The sequence below is a fragment of the Burkholderia sp. PAMC 28687 genome (assembly GCF_001577465.1).
In the GTDB taxonomy this organism is placed as follows: domain Bacteria; phylum Pseudomonadota; class Gammaproteobacteria; order Burkholderiales; family Burkholderiaceae; genus Caballeronia.
Genome location: NZ_CP014505.1, coordinates 3,165,600 through 3,181,008, shown reverse-complemented (window position 1 = coordinate 3,181,008; position 15,409 = coordinate 3,165,600). Strand labels below are relative to the sequence as shown.

Here is a 15,409-nt window from a genome sequence, read left to right as displayed (position 1 = left end):
AGACCACCGATCAAACTTAATACGAGTGTCCAAGCTGGAAGTAGTAGTTCGTCCTGCCGCCCGGCGCAAACGCCACGCCGAGGTAAATGGGTCCGAATGAACTCGTCACGCTGGTGAAAAAGGTGAAGCTGCGCTTGAGGGCGCCGCTGCCGAACTTCGAGTCCTTCACCCAGACGTTTCCGACTTCCGCGCTGACGCCCGCAAACAGTCCGCGTATTGGCGGCGTGTTGAAGCTGGCGAGCTGGTTCATGTATGTGATCTGCCCGTAGAGCATGGAGTCGCCGGCCAATTGATCGGCGGCATAGGCCGACAGGTGCTGGAAGCCCCCGAGCGTAAAACCAAGCGGGTTAGTGGGGTTGCTCTTGCCGCCAAGATCGCCGCCGGCCTCCACGCTCGCATTGAAGCTGTGGCGCCCGAACGTGGTCGCAGCAATGCCTTTGCCGTACAGTTCGGTGAAACTGTCGCTACCGGCGAAGAGGGAATGTTCTATGCGAAGCTCGCCGAAATACCCTTTCCGCGAAAACAGCGGATCGTCGAGTTGATCAATGACAAGCCGCGCCCGGGCGCTGACTTGCCGCCCGTAAAACTCGGGGAAGAGTTGCTGGGACGGAGGCAGGCCTGGATCATATATGTTGGCCGGAAGGTTGTATTGCGGCGATCCATATGCGTGCGTATAAGCAATGCCGACGCGGAAATCGCCGAGAGTCGAAAGCGGCAATCCGAAGTCGAGTCCCGCACGTTCCGTCTGCAACAGATATTGCGTCACCTTGAGGTCGCCGTTGTCGTCGTAGAGATTGGCGTACCGGCGCTGAAGCTCCAGATAAGGCGCAAGGTAATAACCCGCTGTATTCGACAACGGCTGCCGCAGCTCCGCGTGAATGTTGGTCAGGTCGCTGCCGACCGTGCCGTCAATACGCCCTTCCAGTCCCGATGACGTGAGCCACGGCCTCCGATAACCCAAGTGCAGCCGGAAGCCGCCCGAATCGGTCGTACTGCTCGACAAGCCGAGCCCGAAGAGCAGGAAGTTTGGCCCCCAGTATTTATCGCGGGTATTGATGATGAGCGTGTGTTCGTCGCCGTTATCGACGAGTTGTTGCGTCGCGCTTTCGAAATTGCCAAGCGTGGTCAGCGACAGCAAGTCCCTGGAAACCGCCGCGGGGTCGTACACATCGCCTTCTTGCACGTGCAGTGTTTCGCGGATGCGCGCCTGCGGCACCGCGCCCTGCGATGCAATCTCGATGCGCGTAATGCGCACCGGCTTGCTCGCGGGCGCGGAATGCGCCACGCGATACGCTGCGTAGTCCGCAGGCGACAACGCCAGATGCCGCAGCTTCGGCAGCGCGGCGGTGGCGGCAGCTTCGCCCGCAGCAATGGCCTGGCGCGCATTGGCGAAATCCGTGAAGCTGAGGGAACCGAGCGCGGGTTCGATCAGCACGTCGTCGGCCTTGAGCTGTTCGCGCTGCCGCGCGACGTTCTGATGGATCAGGATGCCGATCATCTGCTGCATCACGTCGGTGGGCGACGCCAACGCATCGAGCGGCCGCAGCGGCGAACCGATATCCACGGCGATCACAACGTCGGCGCCCATGTCGTGGGCGGTTTCTATCGGCAGGTTGCTGACTATGCCGCCATCGACCAGCGTGCGTCCGTCCACATCCGCCGGCGCGAACAGGCCGGGCAGCGCCATGCTCGCGCGGATCGCCTGCGACAACGACCCGTGATCGAGCACGACCTTCTGGCCGGTCTGCAAGTCCGTGGCGATCGCACGAAACGGGACGGGCAGCGCGTTGAACGAGATGTTCCCGGGCACCGTGCTCGTCCAGTCCTGCAGCAGTGCCTGAAGCTGTGTGCCTTGCACGAGGCCGGCTGGCAGGCGGAAGCCGCGCGAGCCGTAGCCGAACGACAAGCTGTTCATATACAGCCGCTCGTCCTCCCGCTGGGATTGCGGCAGATCGGCGCGCGAGGTGACGTCGAATGCGACGTCGGCAAGATTGATTTTCGCGAGTCGATTGTCCATGTCTTGCGCGCTCATGCCGCTCGCATACAGTCCGCCGACGACCGCACCCATGCTCGTCGCCGCAATGCAGTCGACAGGAATACGGTTCGCCTCCAGCACTTTCAGCACGCCGAGGTGCGCATAGCCGCGCGCACCGCCGCCCGAGAGCACGAGGCCGACCGCGCGCCGGGGCGACGGGCCTGCATCCGCAACGCACGCAGCACCCTCTGCCGCTGCTGGACGCTCTGCGCCGGCGCAGCCGAGCACAAGCAGCGCGGCGGCGTAACGCAAGCGCCGACGTGCGAGATTCGAGCGATTGGCGGTTTTTTTATCGTTGGAATGTTTGCTCGACAAGACTCGTGTATCCGATGCAGAAGGAACGAGTTCGAGAGATTACAGTGTTTCGCATCCCGAAATCGCGATCGTGATGTGCGGCCGCGGACTAATCGAGAAATGCCTTCGCGCGTTTTTGCAGCATGGTCCTGAAATCGTCGAGCCAGCCGATGGACAACCGCCAGCTCTGCCAATAAAGATCGACATCCATATGGGCGCCGGGCACGACGCGGACGAGTTCGCCCGATTCGATCAGCGGCCGGATCATGCGTTCGGGACACATGCCCCATCCCATCCCGGACGCGCAGCCGCGCACGAAACCCGCCACGTGCGGAATCAGGTGCCGCGGGGGATCGAGATCCGCGCGCGTGATGCGGCGGATGAAGCGCCGCTGCATCTGGTCCTTCGAATTGAATTCGACACGCGGCGCATGGCGCAACGCGTCACGCGTGAGGCCCTCCGCGAAATATCGATCGAAAAACGCGGGCGAACACACGGGCAGGTACCGCATGCGCCCGAGTTTGGTCGACCGGCACCCCTGCACGGCTTCGGCTTGCGTGGTCACCGCGCCTTGCACGCTGCCGTCGCGCAGTTGCTGCGCGGTGTGGTCCTGGTCGTCGATCACCAGGTCCACGAGCATTTCTCGTTCGACACAAAATTCCGATACGGCATCGATGAACCACGTCCCCACGCTGTCGTCGTTGACTGCGACGCGAAACGTCGGCCACGCTTCGGCAAGCATGCCGGGCAGCGTCGGCATCTGACTGCCGAGTTCGGTTTCGAGCCGGCGCACGCGTTCAATATGGCGGCACAGCAGCGCGCCCGGTGGCGTCGCGATACACGGCTGGCCGCGCTTCACCAGCACGCTTCCCACGCGCTCTTCCAGCAGCTTCACGCGCTGCGATACCGCCGATGGCGTCACATTGAGCTCGCGCGCCGCGCGATCGAACGAGCCATGACGCACCACGGCGCCGAGCGCATCGAGAAGGGCATAGTCAAGCATTAGCGTTTCTTAAGTGGCATTAGGAGAGTTAGCTTTATTTATGAAAGTACGACCGGCAGACTACGCCTCTAAACAGCGTCCGTCACGCTTCTTCTCCCTGGACCCGCCATGCAACCCACGCCATTTGCGCTCGAACGCTACTTCGCCGTTCACGAATTCACCGCCCGCTATCTGATGTGCAGTTCCGACCCGGAGTCGATGTCGGTCGCGGATCTTCTCGCGCTCGAACCCGGGTCTGCCGATGCCTTCAACAACACGTGGCTGGGCTACACGGAATACCCGGGGGCGCCCGAGCTTCGGCGAGAACTGGCAACCTTGTACGAGTCGATCGGCACGGATGATCTGATCGTGCACACAGGCGCGCAGGAAGCGATCTACTCGTTCGTGAACACGATGCTCGAGGCCGGCGATCACATGATCGTGCATATGCCTGGCTATCAGTCGCATTACTCGGTGGCGCAGGCGCTGGGTGTATCGGTGTCGCCCTGGATGGCGCGTGAAGCCGAGGGCTGGGCGCTCGATCCCGACGAACTCGAAACGTTGCTGCGTCCCGAAACGAAAGCCTTGCTCATCTGCGCGCCGCACAATCCCACGGGTTATCTTCCGGATCGAGAACGATTCGATGCAATCGTCGACTTCGCGCGCAAACACGGTCTCTGGCTTTTCAGCGACGAGGTCTATAGGGGACTCGAGCATGATCCGGCGCACAGGCTGCCTGCCGCGTGCGACGTCTACGAGAAAGCGATCTCGCTTGGCGCGTTATCGAAGTCGCATGGTCTCGCGGGCTTGCGCGTTGGCTGGGTTGCAACGCGCGATCGGGATGTGCTGGCCGCCATGAACACGTTCAAGGACTATCTGACCATCTGCAATAGCGCGCCGAGCGAGTTTCTTGCGGCCATCGCGGTGCGCAATACCGGCGCATTGATCGAGCGGAATACAGCAATCGTCCGGAGCAATCTGGCTTTGCTCGATCCATTTTTCGCGCGCCATCGGGAGCTTCTGGAATGGCATCGGCCACGCGCCGGCACGGTAGCCTTTCCGCGGTTGAAGCAGGGCGGCGCGGAGCGCTTCTGCGCGGAAGTGCTCGAACGTACCGGCGTGCTGCTGCTCCCCGGCACGTTGCTGGATCACGGTGATACCCATATTCGTATCGGCCTGGGACGGCGCAATCTGCCGGATGTCCTGGCCATCCTCGATAACTATTTGCGCGAGCAAGGCGGCGGGTTGAACCTCGGGCGGTAGATGTCATCGAACGCAATGCGTGTGTCTTTGCGCGCAAAACGTCACGAGGAACGCACATGAAGAGGTTGTTGGTATTGCTGGCGGCAAGCGCGTCGTTCGCAGCGCATGCCCAGAACACACCGAATGTCCCGAACGTCGCGAGCGCTGACTCGAAACCCGCCTCTCGCGCGAGCTTCAACAGATTCACACGCGAGACCACCGAGGACATCAATCTGCAGTTGGAAACCGATCACGAAACGGGTTGCCGATACCTCATCGCCCAAGGGCAGGGCATCACGCCGCTGCTGAAAAGCAACGGCACGCCCGACTGCAGCGCGCCGAAACTCGGTCAGTAGGACGCAGCCGGTTCTACCATTTCCACCGGACGCCGGCGTTGCCGCCTATCGTCCGTTGATGCGAGCCGCCGAGATTGGTGAGGTAGCTCGCCGTCACGAACGCGCTGCCCGAGCGCGTGACCTGGGCAACGAGTCCCACGTTCAATTGTCCCGATGTTTGTCCAACGCTCCCCGGGATGGTCGTGGTCCCTGCAAACGTCGTGCTGTCGCCTTCGCCGAACGCGCGCAGGACGCTGACCCGCGCATAAGGTTGCCACGTCACGCCTGCGCTGCTGAAGGTATGTTGCAGCCTCACACCGAGGCGCCCGATGTACGTGTTGCCATTGTTGAACGAGACAGACGACACGCCGTCATTGAAGTCATTGAGCGACAAGTTCTGCCAGAGGATCTGCGCCTGCGGCTCGACAACGAACGCGTTGCCGAGCGCTATCGGGAAGCCGCCTTCCACCGAACCGGTCACGGCTGTCCCGTGCGTCCCCGCGCCGGTTCCCTGATTCGACAACGGGTCGACTGTAATCGACGAACCCATCAGTACGGCGTCCGTGTACCACCCCGTGGGGCCGACGTGCGTCCAGTAGCCGCCGAGACTGTACGCATTCATCGACAAATGGCCGACGTTCACGTTCGGAAAGCCGAGCGCGAAACCATCGATATCGCCGGTCGCGCGCGCAAAACCCAGGAACAGGCCGTAATGATTCTTGTGGCCGCTTGCGGTGGAGTCAGCGTAGATGTCGTGACCGACTTGCGCGCCGAAAACAGAGCCGTCGAATTCAGGATTGGCTGCGCCGTCCTGGCTCTGCACCGAATGCGCGCCCCAGACGCGGCCCCACGCGGCCGGCAGCGCGCCGGTTTCGGTGAGGAGGGACTGGTCGCCCTGGCGGTCGTGGAAGTTGTCGATCTGCTGGAAGCCGAGTTCGCGCGCGACCATGGCGATGGCGGCGTAAAGCGCCACTTCGGGCCGGTACACCGGGACGGGCGCTGAACCAGCTGGCGGCGGCGCGGGAAGCGGCGGCGTGCCGGGCGCGGCGGTGGGAACGGACGGGGTATCGTCTGAAGGCGGAGTCGTGCCGGAGGGCGCGCCGGGCGTCGTGGGTGTTGTGGGCTCCGATGGCGTCCCGGGCGTGGCCGGTGTCGTCGGCGTTCCGGGCGTTCCTGGCGAGGTCGGCGGCGTGACTACGGGCGGCGCTGCGGCGGCGACGGTATTTCGCAGATACCAGCTTTCGCTCGTCCCCGCCGTGACGCCGCCCTTCGCGAGATAGTAGGTATAGGCGCCCGCCTGTATGGACGCCGGCAATGAGAACGCGCCAGCGGCCGATGTGGCGCCATTCGCGGCCTGAACCACCTGGATGCCGTCGGCGGTGGTCGCGGCGCCCGTGCCGCCAACGTTGTGGATCAGCAACGTGCTGGACCCGCTGGCATTACCGCCGCTGACGACCAGCTTGTCCGAAGCCGAGTTGTCGGGACCGACGACCGTATTGAGCGCAATCCGGGCGTTCTGCCCGACGTAACTGCCCGTCACGACAAGCTGATTGCCAACGCCTGCCCCGGCAATCTGCGCGAGGCCGTTGTTCGTGAGCTGCCCGCGTACGTTCAACGCGCCGGTTCCTCCCGATGCAAACGCCGGCAGCGCATTCGCCGCGAAGATCGTGCCGTTGTTGGTGACATTGCCGACGATGCTCCCGTAGCCCCCCAGATTCGTCCCTGCCGCGATGGAAACCGGCCCGCCGCCGCCAAGCGATGCGCCGGGGTGCGAGCTGTCGCCTACGGCGAGGGTGCCGGCGCTCAACGTGGTGCCGCCTGTAAATGTGGTCGGCGCCTGCAGCAAAAGCTGCCCGGCGCCGAGCTTCGTCAGCGATCCCGCGCCCGAGATGTTCTGCTCGATGGTGGTATCGAAATTTTGCGTATCGATGACACCGCCCGCCGCGCCAAGCACGGTGGGACGTGTCGCGGCCAGATCGAGCGCATTGTTCAGGCGCAGCGTGCCGCCGTCGAGCGTCAGGCCACCGGTCGGGGCGCCCAACGCGTTATCGGCGCCGATCGCGAGCGTGCCGCCAAGAACCGAGGTGCCCCCGGAATACGTGTTGCCGCCGGCCGCCGCCGGGGCCATCGTCAATGTGCCCGCGCCGGTCTTTTCCAGCGCGCCGGTGCCCGAGATCGTGCCGCTGTAGGTGCCGTCGACATCTTGAGCCAGGCGCACGAGCCCGTTGTCGGTTACGTTGGACGGCAGGTTCTGCGCCGTGGCCCGGAGCGTGCCAGGAGCATCGACCAGGGCGACGGTCGTCGGCGCAAACAGGCCGGTCAGGTTGAGCGTGCCGGTCTGCACTTCGGCGAGGTTGAAATCCCCCGTGCCGCTGAACGTCCAGGCATCGCCGTCCATTCGCAACGTCTGAAAGCGCGTGAAGGCATTCGATGCCTCACCACTTCCCTGCAGGATCACCGTGCTCACGCCGGGACCGCCGCCGCCATCGGCACCGCCGATGATCTGCGAGCCTGTCTGCAGGATCAGCGTGTTTGCCCCATTGCCCATGGCGATCGCCAGTGGGCCGCCCGACTGCAGCAGCCCGGCATTCGTGACGGTACTCGCGCCGTTCAGCGTCCGGACAGCCGCCGCGGTCTGGCTGAAAATCCGACCGCCCGTCCGGTTTTCGATAGTCGCCGCAAAGCTCGACCCCGCAGTGTTGGAGAACACCGCATCGGAGTCGGCGCCGGTCGCGGTGATCGTGCCGGTATTCACGAGCGAATCGTTGTTGCCTTGAAGATACGCTGTGGGACTGTTGGCGCCTGACGTCGACAAGCTGCCGCTGTTGTTGATCGTCCCGCTGCCGCCGACTATGGATGCCGCGCGCGCGTTGCTGCCACTCGTCGATACCGTTCCGGTGTTGGTCAAACTGTTGTTGGCCTGACCAACATTTGTCTGCCCCCAGGCTGCGGACATCCCATAAGCATTCGGCCCAGCGGTCGAGATGGACCCGTTGTTCACAAGCGAATTGCCGCTGCCATTGGCGGCCATGCCGTCGTTGTAGGCACCAGTCGTGGTGATCCTGCCGGTCGCAGCGTTTGTAAGCTGATTGTTATTTGCAGTGCCCACGAGGACCGCACCTCGATTGGTTCCCGAGCCGCCCCCGCCGGTTAGCGTAATCGCGCCGCTATTGGTGATCGTGCTCGCCCCCACGACGCTGAACGATACCGGCGAAGCCGCACGCGTGAGGGCTGCGGCCACGGTCGAGTCGATGGTGACATTGACCCCGGTCGAGCCCGTCAGCGCGGCCACCGGACCAACGCCGGTTCCGCTGCACACTACGCTCGCGCCGCTTGTTGGCGCAGTCGAACTGCACGCGGCATTCACCGACCCCGCGATCGCTCCCGAAAAAACAACAGCGCCGCAAATGCCCAGGTCGACTGCTTTCTTCATTGTCTCCGGTCTCTCAGAACGTCTAATGAAAGATAAAAATAGACTTATTTCTTTGCCTTACCAAATGTTTTAATTATTATTCGCATGTCCGCTCGGATGAACGGCAGGTGTCTCCGCACTATGCACACGCGCTATTTGGACAGGATTTCCGGGAACTCCGGGGAGAATCCAATTGCAAAGTGTCATTTTCGCGTGGTAAAAGGAGGCAGCAACGCTTTGCCGTTTGACGGCGGGTGACGCTACCAAACGGAATTACGTCTCTTCTAGGAAAATCAGCAAATGGCAACAGGTATTGTGAAGTGGTTTAACGATGCGAAGGGTTTTGGCTTCATCACGCCGGACGGCGGCGGTGACGACCTGTTCGCGCACTTCTCGGAAATCCGCACGGAAGGCTTCAAGACCCTCCAGGAAAACCAGAAAGTGAGCTACGAAGCGAAGCAAGGCCCGAAGGGTCTGCAAGCATCGAACATCCAGCCGCTGTAATTCGACGCTTCAATTCGATACAGCTAGCTTGATCGCGTGAATGAATGGCCCGCCTTGGCGGGCCATTTTTTATGGCTGCGCGCTGCCGGGTCAGGGCGCAGCGTCGATGGCGAGCGGCGCCGGCGCGATTGCCGTGACCTTTTCCGGGAAGAGCCGCGGATACAGCGCCCCCGCGATGAACGCCCCGATTATCGGCGCGACCCAGAAGAGCCAGAGCTGCCCCAGCGCCGCCCCGCCTGCAAAGAGCGCAGGCCCGGTCGAGCGCGCCGGATTGACCGATGTGTTGGTCACCGGTATCGATATCAAATGGATCAGCGTCAGGCACAAGCCAATGGCGAGCGGCGCGAATCCGGAGATGGCGCGTCCGTCGGTGGTGCCCAGAATGACGAGCACGAAGAAGAACGTCATCACGACTTCGCAGATGAGGGCGGCGGTCATCGAGTAGCCGCCGGGCGAGCGTGCCCCGTAGCCGTTGCTGGCGAAGCCGCTGGCGGCGGCGTCGAACCCCGGCACGCCCGAGGCAATCAGATACAGCACGAACGCGCCAAGGGTCGCGCCGATCACCTGCACGACGATGTACGGCACCAGCTCCTTCGCCGGAAAACGGCCGGCGACTGCCAGCCCGACGCTAACTGCCGGATTCAAATGGGCGCCTGAAATATGGCCGAGTGCATAAGCCATGGTGAGCACGGTCAAACCGAATGCCAGCGATACCCCTACAAAACTGATTCCCGTTCCCGGAAACTTCGCGGCGAGAACCGCACTTCCGCATCCGCCAATTACTAGCCAAAACGTGCCAAATAATTCCGCTATGAGACGCTGTTGTAATCGCATGATGTGACATCCAATTAGATCTGACGGGTTTCGAGAAGAATCGGCGCGACTGCTTTGATTCGTTTTAGTCCTCCTGACTATTTGTCTGCTGTGTGACGCGGCGCATAAATACGGAATGCCGTCACGCAAACAGTGTAGGTCAGGGATTTTAAAAATCGACCCTGCAAATGCGTCTTTCAAACATGAAAGTCGGCGGCCATGTCTTCGTCGGTGCGAGCGAGCAGCCGTCCGCTTCTGCACGCCTGAGTAAAAAGATCGAAGTCCCGTTCGACCTGATCCGCGTAGTTCTTCGAATACGACACCAGCGCTTCTGCCATCTGGCTGCCCTGGCCGAGGTATGCGCTGATCTCGATTGCCTTGCCGCTTGCCTTCGCATGCGCGCGCGCAAGAATCCAGCCGCACAGGCGGGCGTAACCTTCGAGGACATCGATATCGAACAATTCGATGTTCGCCGACAGCTTCATGTCGCGCAGTTGCCGAAAATAAAAGTGGCGTCCGGAGGGACCTGTGCCCCAGCCGAGGAAGATATCGCTGGCGGCCTGCATCACGCGTTGGCCGCGCACCACGCGCTCGCCGGCATGGCCCAGGGTCTCGGCTTCGAAGTGCTGTTCGATCACCGATCGGCGCGCTTCCTTGATCTGCAGGAACATCGGCTTGCCGAGTTCGTCCAGCATCAGCAACACGAGGCAACGCGTTCCGACACTGCCCACGCCCACCACCTTGAAGGCGAGATCCTGCGCGGTGAAGTGGCGCAGCAACGCGCGGCGATCGTGCGTGAGCGTCTTCATGTATTGCGGGAACATGCCCTTGATCACTGCTTGCCAGTTGCCGAGCGCGACCCAGTCGTCGTCTGCATCGAACAAGGTATTCGTACCGTGGATATGGAACATGCCGGGCGGCATGTCACGCAGCGTCCAGTGCTCGCCATCGAATTGCGCGACCTTTTCGAGCATGCTGTCGTGCGTGCGGCTCGCCGCTTTTTCCATGCCCTTGCGCAAGATGCGCCTGCGTTCGGGACTGACGGCGGTTTCGAGCATGCGGTCGAACGTGATGCGCTCGTACCAGAGTTCGAGCGCGCTGAATTGCGCGTACTCACGCATGCGGGTCTGATATTGCGAGACCACCGTTTCGACCAGTTTCTCCGCGGTCAGGCGGCTCAGGCGCATGTGGCGCGCGGCGATCATGAAGCTTGCTGTGAGCCGCTTCAGGTCCCATTCCCATGGGCCCAGGGCGACTTCATCGAAGTCGTTCAGGTCGAAGACGAGCTGGCGCTCCGGCGTGGCGAAACCGCCGAAGTTCATCAGATGCGCGTCGCCGCAAATAGGCATGACCAGGCCCGTGTTGGCGGACTGTGCGAGGTCGTTCGCCTGCAGGATCGCGCTGCCCCTGAAGAACGAAAATGGCGATGCCATCATGCGGCCATATCGAAGCGGAACAAGACGGTTCACGCGACCGTAGCTGCTTTGTTCGAGCAATTCGATGGGATCGCGATCGATTTTCCCGAGCTTGCCATGCGCGGAGCGTGGCATGTTGTTCCGATGCGCCTTGCCCGCGGCAACGCGCGACGCCGTCTTGCTTTCACCTGACATGACCGCCTCTCTTCAAACGTCCGGTGGCCGATTATTTGATTGGAGCACCGTCACGTGTCACGAGTACGGCAGTCGCTTCCACGAATTCCGCGCGCAGGTTGTCACCCACCTTGATGTCTTTCAGCGGTACGTCGGGACCCACGTGCAATGTGTCCGTCCTGTACGGGCCGCGAATCGTGATGGTCCGATGCGCCTTGTCGATCTTCTGGACTGTCGCGACGACCTGTACGCGCCGCGCCGTGGCGGTCGATCCGTTGGCTTCGGGAACGGCCGCGGTTTCATCGATCCGTTCGCGGATGCCGTCCGACTTCACCTTGGTCGCCCGCACGAGCAGTGCGTTTTCGTAGCGGATGTCCACGGTGTCGCCGAGCTTCAGCTTGCCGACATCCGCAATGTCCGGATTGACTGCGACGTTCACGATCTTTCCACTTTCGCCCTTTAACGCAACGCTGTTCGACGCGGTATCGATACCTACTACCTGCGCCTTTGCCTCGGCAGTCGCCGCTGCACCCACGCCGTCCGGCCCCACACTCGATGCCGCTGTCTGCGCCATGACGGGTGCCGCGATCAAGGCGGAAACGACGATGGAAGCTCGTACAAGATGCATGCTGATTTTCGACGAAGTGTGGTAACGGGTCATGTGCAGTTCCTATGCGGTTTGAAATGTAAGCGGGCTTGTGACGATTACCGGCGAGACTTCGACAACAGATGACCGAGGCCGAGATTGGTGGCGATTTGCCAGACGTATACGCGCGAATAACGCACGCCGAATTGCGTTTCGATCAGCGAGCGCAGCCGCGCATTGGTCCATGCGTCGCTGTCGAAGCCGTGGGCTCTCGCCGAGCCCTGCAACGCCGCCGATATCCACTCGAGCGCGCGCTGGTCCAGTACCGAGGTGCGTCCGCCCACGCCGAGTTGCCGCAAGGCATCGAGGCCGCCTGCGTCGATGAGCGCCTTGTAGCGCCTGACCGTCGCGAGCGACAGGTGAAGCTCTTCGGCCACGCGGTCAACCGATGCGCCGTCGAGCAGCATCTGTCCCGCGGTCATCCGGCGCATTACGCTGGGCAGGTTTTCGGGCTGAGAAAGCATCTGTGCACTTGTCCTTGTCTTCAGGAATGCACGGCAGTCCGTCGCCGCTTGTTGACCGTCCCGGTTTGCCGCGGCGTCCGGGTCTCATATCGAAACAATCCAGGGAATCGTTTCTACTTAAACGCAATTCAAAACAAAGAGTCCTCTCCGATTTGATAATTCACGAAATAATTAATAAAACAACTCCTCGACTAATGAGACAGGTCCCAATGGAAGCCACTGTCCAAACCAATATCTGTTTTCAAACGATTTGGGGCGATCCTGTGAAAATTTTTTTGCTTGAAATTTGATCTCTGTTCACCTAATGAGACTCGTCGGAAAATGTTGTGTCAGATGTTTGCTAACGTTATGGAAACGAATTCGATGTTTAATTTAAATCGTCGTGTCGTTACAAAATAATTTTGGCAAACCAGAAAACGTTTGCTAGCATCCGTGCAAATGTAGAACTCTGTGGAAGACAATACCTGCCGTGAAAGGTAGGAATTACTGGACACGTTCACGTCTGTCTTGGCTCTGCGAGGGCTCGTGACGGCCACTGCCCGCATCAGGCGCATTGCCTGAGGCTCATTGTCACTACTCGTCGAGTGGCATCGATTCACTAAAATACACCAATCCCTCTTTAGAGCCGGAGGGATTCATTCGTGCGGCCGGAACTCAAGCGTTCTTCACTGAACGCTTCGGCCGACTATGCGTTTCATAAATTGGCACATTGAGAAGATCATGGGAATTTGCGCGCCGCAATTCGTCCGGTCATTCTGCTTCAGCTTAAGTGCCGCGACATTTTCGAGCGTGGCGCTTGCACAGAGTGCGGCCGATGAAGCCAATAAAAGTAATAATCCGCTGAATTTGGCTGCGTCGTTGAATATTCAAAATTACTATACGCCGAGCGTCTTCGGTGCGAGTTCGCATACGAACGATTTTCTCTTGCGTCCGACTATTCCCATTGGGCCGAATGGCTTGATTGGCGTACCGCAGATATTCCGAGCGACGCTGCCCATCAGTACTCGGCCCGATCCAGCGGGCGGCTACAACACAGGTTTGGGCGATATCAATCTATTCGACATCTTCCTGCTCTCGCAGGAGGGCATCCAGGTCGGTATCGGACCGTTGCTCACCATGCCGACGGCGACAGATCCGAGCCTTGGCAGCGGCAAGTGGCAGGCCGGGCTTGCCGCGGTTGCAGTCAGTGCGACCAAGGCGCGTTTGCTTGGCGCGCTTGTGCAATGGCAGCACTCCTTCGCCGGACAGGACAGTCTCCCGACGGTGCAATCGCTGACTGCACAGCCGTTCGGTATCTTCAATCTGCCGGGTGGATGGTATGTGCGTTCGACGGGCACATGGACGTTCGACTTGCAGCACGGGACTTATTACATACCGGTGGGCCTGGGCGGCGGCAAAGCGTGGAAGTCCGGTACGACCATTTATAACGCGTTTATCGAGCCGCAATATTCGGTCGCGCATTCGGGGCGCGGGGTTCCGCAGTTCACCCTGTTTGCCGGTCTGAACATGACCTTTAGTAAGTAGGAATCCAAAACAAGATGACGTTCAAAAGTTTGGCGAGCAAGAGGAGCTCCCTTTGCACTAATCGTTTTTGAGGTTGTCATGAAAGTATCAGATCTAGCAATAGCAGCCGCGCTTGCCGTAGCCACTCATGCAGCGCTTGCTCAGAAACCCGCCGTGTATCCGGCGCACGGGCAAAGCCCGGCAAAGCAGTCGCAGGACGACGGCGCGTGTTACGCGTGGGCGAAGCAGAACACCGGTATCGATCCTGCTGTAGTTGCAGGAACGCCTCCACCGCCGCAGGGGCCGACCGGCGCACGCGTTGGCGGCGCCGCGCGAGGCGCTGCGGCAGGTGCGCTTATCGGTGACGTCAATCATAACGATGCCGGCCACGGCGCAGCAGTGGGCGCCACGGCCGGCGCGGTGGCCGGCGGTGTGCGAAGCCGGCGACAGCATGCAGCACAGGCGCAGAACGCAAAGGCTGATCAGCAAGCCGAAATGAACACCTACTGGCGTTCGTATTCGGCATGCATGCAGGGACGCGGCTATACGGTCCAGTAGCTTACGGAGATGTACTCAGGCGAGCACGACAACCCATCAGCGAGGAGGCAGTATGGAGACGTCGGTCAGGCAGGCACGCAAACGCAGCGGCCTGCGCAAGGACATTACTGCAGTTGTGTGCGCCGCCGTGACACTCACTGTTCCCGTCGCCAGCCGAGCAACGGAGGGCGGGATCGGACGGCCGCTCACGGGCATGCAGGTCATGCCGTATGCGGGGGTCGTGCCGCCAACATCAGACTGGATTTTTTCCATCACAACGATCTACTACGAGGGCTCGCTTGGCACCAGCAAGACCCTTCCGGTTGCGGGAACGGTGACAGCGGGTCTCAACTATCACGTCTCGTACACCTTGCTCAACGCGGTGAAGACGTGGGGCGTGACGCTTGGCGGATGGAACTTCGCCACGCAGTTCGGCGTGCCGTTCCAGTGGACATCGGCGTCGTCGTTCAATGGCCGGCTGCCGAACGACAAGGCCACGCAATTCGCCGACATCCTGTTCACGCCGGTCGTGGCGGGTTACCACCTGACGAAGACCGACCATGTTGCGTTGAGCGTCCAGATGTACGCACCTACCGGCGCCTATAGCACGAGCCGGCTCGCCAATGCCGGGCAGAACACGTGGACGTTCATTCCGACCATCGCTTATACGAAGCTTTTGCCGGAGCACAACATAGAGCTCTCGGCGAACTACGGCATCAATTTCTATACGGCGAACGACAAAACCCACTATCACAACGCACCAATCAGCGTGCTCGACCTGCTCGCCCTCAAGCGTTTCACAAGCGGCTGGGGCGTGGGTGTGGTCGGCGGATGGATTCAGCAGATCAGCGATGACAGCGGTGGTCTCGCCGACGTCATTGGCGGCGCGAAAGGCCATTCCGTTGGAATCGGACCGATGGTCACGTACGCAGGAAAAGTGAGCGGCACGCCAGTATCGGCGTCGCTCAGATGGGTGAACGAATTCGAAGTGCTCAACCGGCCGAAGGGCAATGCCGTCGAGCTTTCGATCAGCGCTACTTTTCAGTAAGGAGG

At 61.1% G+C, this 15,409-nt stretch carries 13 protein-coding genes; 6 read left to right on the top strand and 7 right to left on the bottom strand.

The features are described from left to right. Positions 1 to 16 precede the first annotated feature (16 nt). The gene (locus AX768_RS14875; RefSeq protein ID WP_062000577.1) at positions 17 to 2,350 is read right to left on the bottom strand and encodes a patatin-like phospholipase family protein; all 2,334 of its coding nucleotides are present in this window, start codon (positions 2,348 to 2,350) and stop codon (positions 17 to 19) included. A gap of 88 nt (positions 2,351 to 2,438) precedes the next feature. After that, positions 2,439 to 3,332 (bottom strand): LysR family transcriptional regulator ArgP, encoded by an 894-nt coding sequence (locus AX768_RS14870; RefSeq protein ID WP_062000576.1) that lies wholly within the window; start codon positions 3,330 to 3,332, stop codon positions 2,439 to 2,441. Positions 3,333 to 3,440: 108 nt separating this feature from the next. Here AX768_RS14870 and AX768_RS14865 point away from each other — a divergent pair, with 108 nt between their 5' ends. Together AX768_RS14865 and AX768_RS14860 are read left to right on the top strand one after the other, a co-directional pair. Next, the gene (locus tag AX768_RS14865) at positions 3,441 to 4,574 is read left to right on the top strand and encodes an aminotransferase class I/II-fold pyridoxal phosphate-dependent enzyme (protein ID WP_062000575.1); all 1,134 of its coding nucleotides are present in this window, start codon (positions 3,441 to 3,443) and stop codon (positions 4,572 to 4,574) included. A 56-nt stretch (positions 4,575 to 4,630) separates the two neighbouring features. Further along, on the top strand, positions 4,631 to 4,909 hold the full coding sequence (locus AX768_RS14860) for a DUF6440 family protein (RefSeq protein WP_062000574.1): 279 nt from the start codon (positions 4,631 to 4,633) through the stop codon (positions 4,907 to 4,909). A gap of 13 nt (positions 4,910 to 4,922) precedes the next feature. On the opposite strand, the gene AX768_RS14855 is transcribed toward AX768_RS14860, so the two are convergent. After that, positions 4,923 to 8,321, bottom strand: coding sequence for an autotransporter outer membrane beta-barrel domain-containing protein (locus AX768_RS14855; RefSeq protein ID WP_062000573.1), 3,399 nt, complete (start codon positions 8,319 to 8,321; stop codon positions 4,923 to 4,925). A gap of 279 nt (positions 8,322 to 8,600) precedes the next feature. Here AX768_RS14855 and AX768_RS14850 point away from each other — a divergent pair, with 279 nt between their 5' ends. Beyond that, on the top strand, positions 8,601 to 8,804 hold the full coding sequence (locus AX768_RS14850; RefSeq protein ID WP_056364527.1) for a cold-shock protein: 204 nt from the start codon (positions 8,601 to 8,603) through the stop codon (positions 8,802 to 8,804). Between the two features lie 90 nt (positions 8,805 to 8,894). Here the strand turns inward: AX768_RS14850 and aqpZ are convergent, their stop codons facing one another. From aqpZ to AX768_RS14830, 4 genes are all read right to left on the bottom strand, one after another. Beyond that, positions 8,895 to 9,638, bottom strand: a complete 744-nt coding sequence (gene aqpZ, locus AX768_RS14845; RefSeq protein WP_062000572.1) for an aquaporin Z — start codon at positions 9,636 to 9,638, stop codon at positions 8,895 to 8,897. 176 nt (positions 9,639 to 9,814) lie between these two features. Then, entirely contained in the window at positions 9,815 to 11,227 is a 1,413-nt protein-coding gene (locus AX768_RS14840; protein WP_062000571.1) for a DUF2252 domain-containing protein, read from the bottom strand. 31 nt (positions 11,228 to 11,258) lie between these two features. Beyond that, on the bottom strand, positions 11,259 to 11,867 hold the full coding sequence (locus AX768_RS14835; RefSeq protein ID WP_062000570.1) for a hypothetical protein: 609 nt from the start codon (positions 11,865 to 11,867) through the stop codon (positions 11,259 to 11,261). A 44-nt stretch (positions 11,868 to 11,911) separates the two neighbouring features. Next, complete coding sequence (locus AX768_RS14830; protein ID WP_062000569.1) at positions 11,912 to 12,316, bottom strand: helix-turn-helix domain-containing protein; 405 nt, start codon at positions 12,314 to 12,316, stop codon at positions 11,912 to 11,914. An 858-nt stretch (positions 12,317 to 13,174) separates the two neighbouring features. Here AX768_RS14830 and AX768_RS14825 point away from each other — a divergent pair. The 3 genes from AX768_RS14825 (at position 13,175) to AX768_RS14815 (ending at position 15,404) form a co-directional block, all read left to right on the top strand. Beyond that, positions 13,175 to 13,840 (top strand): hypothetical protein, encoded by a 666-nt coding sequence (locus AX768_RS14825; protein WP_231941283.1) that lies wholly within the window; start codon positions 13,175 to 13,177, stop codon positions 13,838 to 13,840. Between the two features lie 78 nt (positions 13,841 to 13,918). Further along, the gene (locus AX768_RS14820) at positions 13,919 to 14,377 is read left to right on the top strand and encodes a glycine zipper domain-containing protein (RefSeq protein ID WP_062000568.1); all 459 of its coding nucleotides are present in this window, start codon (positions 13,919 to 13,921) and stop codon (positions 14,375 to 14,377) included. Positions 14,378 to 14,429: 52 nt separating this feature from the next. Continuing rightward, positions 14,430 to 15,404, top strand: a complete 975-nt coding sequence (locus tag AX768_RS14815) for a SphA family protein (protein WP_062000567.1) — start codon at positions 14,430 to 14,432, stop codon at positions 15,402 to 15,404. Positions 15,405 to 15,409: the final 5 nt, after the last annotated feature.

Coding starts and splice junctions, on each gene's coding strand:
- AX768_RS14870 (WP_062000576.1), bottom strand. CDS start 3,332: ATGCTTGACTATGCCCTTCTCGATGCGCTCGGCGCCGTGGTGCGTCAT.
- AX768_RS14865 (WP_062000575.1), top strand. CDS start 3,441: ATGCAACCCACGCCATTTGCGCTCGAACGCTACTTCGCCGTTCACGAA.
- AX768_RS14860 (WP_062000574.1), top strand. CDS start 4,631: ATGAAGAGGTTGTTGGTATTGCTGGCGGCAAGCGCGTCGTTCGCAGCG.
- AX768_RS14855 (WP_062000573.1), bottom strand. CDS start 8,321: ATGAAGAAAGCAGTCGACCTGGGCATTTGCGGCGCTGTTGTTTTTTCG.
- AX768_RS14850 (WP_056364527.1), top strand. CDS start 8,601: ATGGCAACAGGTATTGTGAAGTGGTTTAACGATGCGAAGGGTTTTGGC.
- aqpZ (WP_062000572.1), bottom strand. CDS start 9,638: ATGCGATTACAACAGCGTCTCATAGCGGAATTATTTGGCACGTTTTGG.
- AX768_RS14840 (WP_062000571.1), bottom strand. CDS start 11,227: ATGTCAGGTGAAAGCAAGACGGCGTCGCGCGTTGCCGCGGGCAAGGCG.
- AX768_RS14835 (WP_062000570.1), bottom strand. CDS start 11,867: ATGACCCGTTACCACACTTCGTCGAAAATCAGCATGCATCTTGTACGA.
- AX768_RS14830 (WP_062000569.1), bottom strand. CDS start 12,316: ATGCTTTCTCAGCCCGAAAACCTGCCCAGCGTAATGCGCCGGATGACC.
- AX768_RS14820 (WP_062000568.1), top strand. CDS start 13,919: ATGAAAGTATCAGATCTAGCAATAGCAGCCGCGCTTGCCGTAGCCACT.
- AX768_RS14815 (WP_062000567.1), top strand. CDS start 14,430: ATGGAGACGTCGGTCAGGCAGGCACGCAAACGCAGCGGCCTGCGCAAG.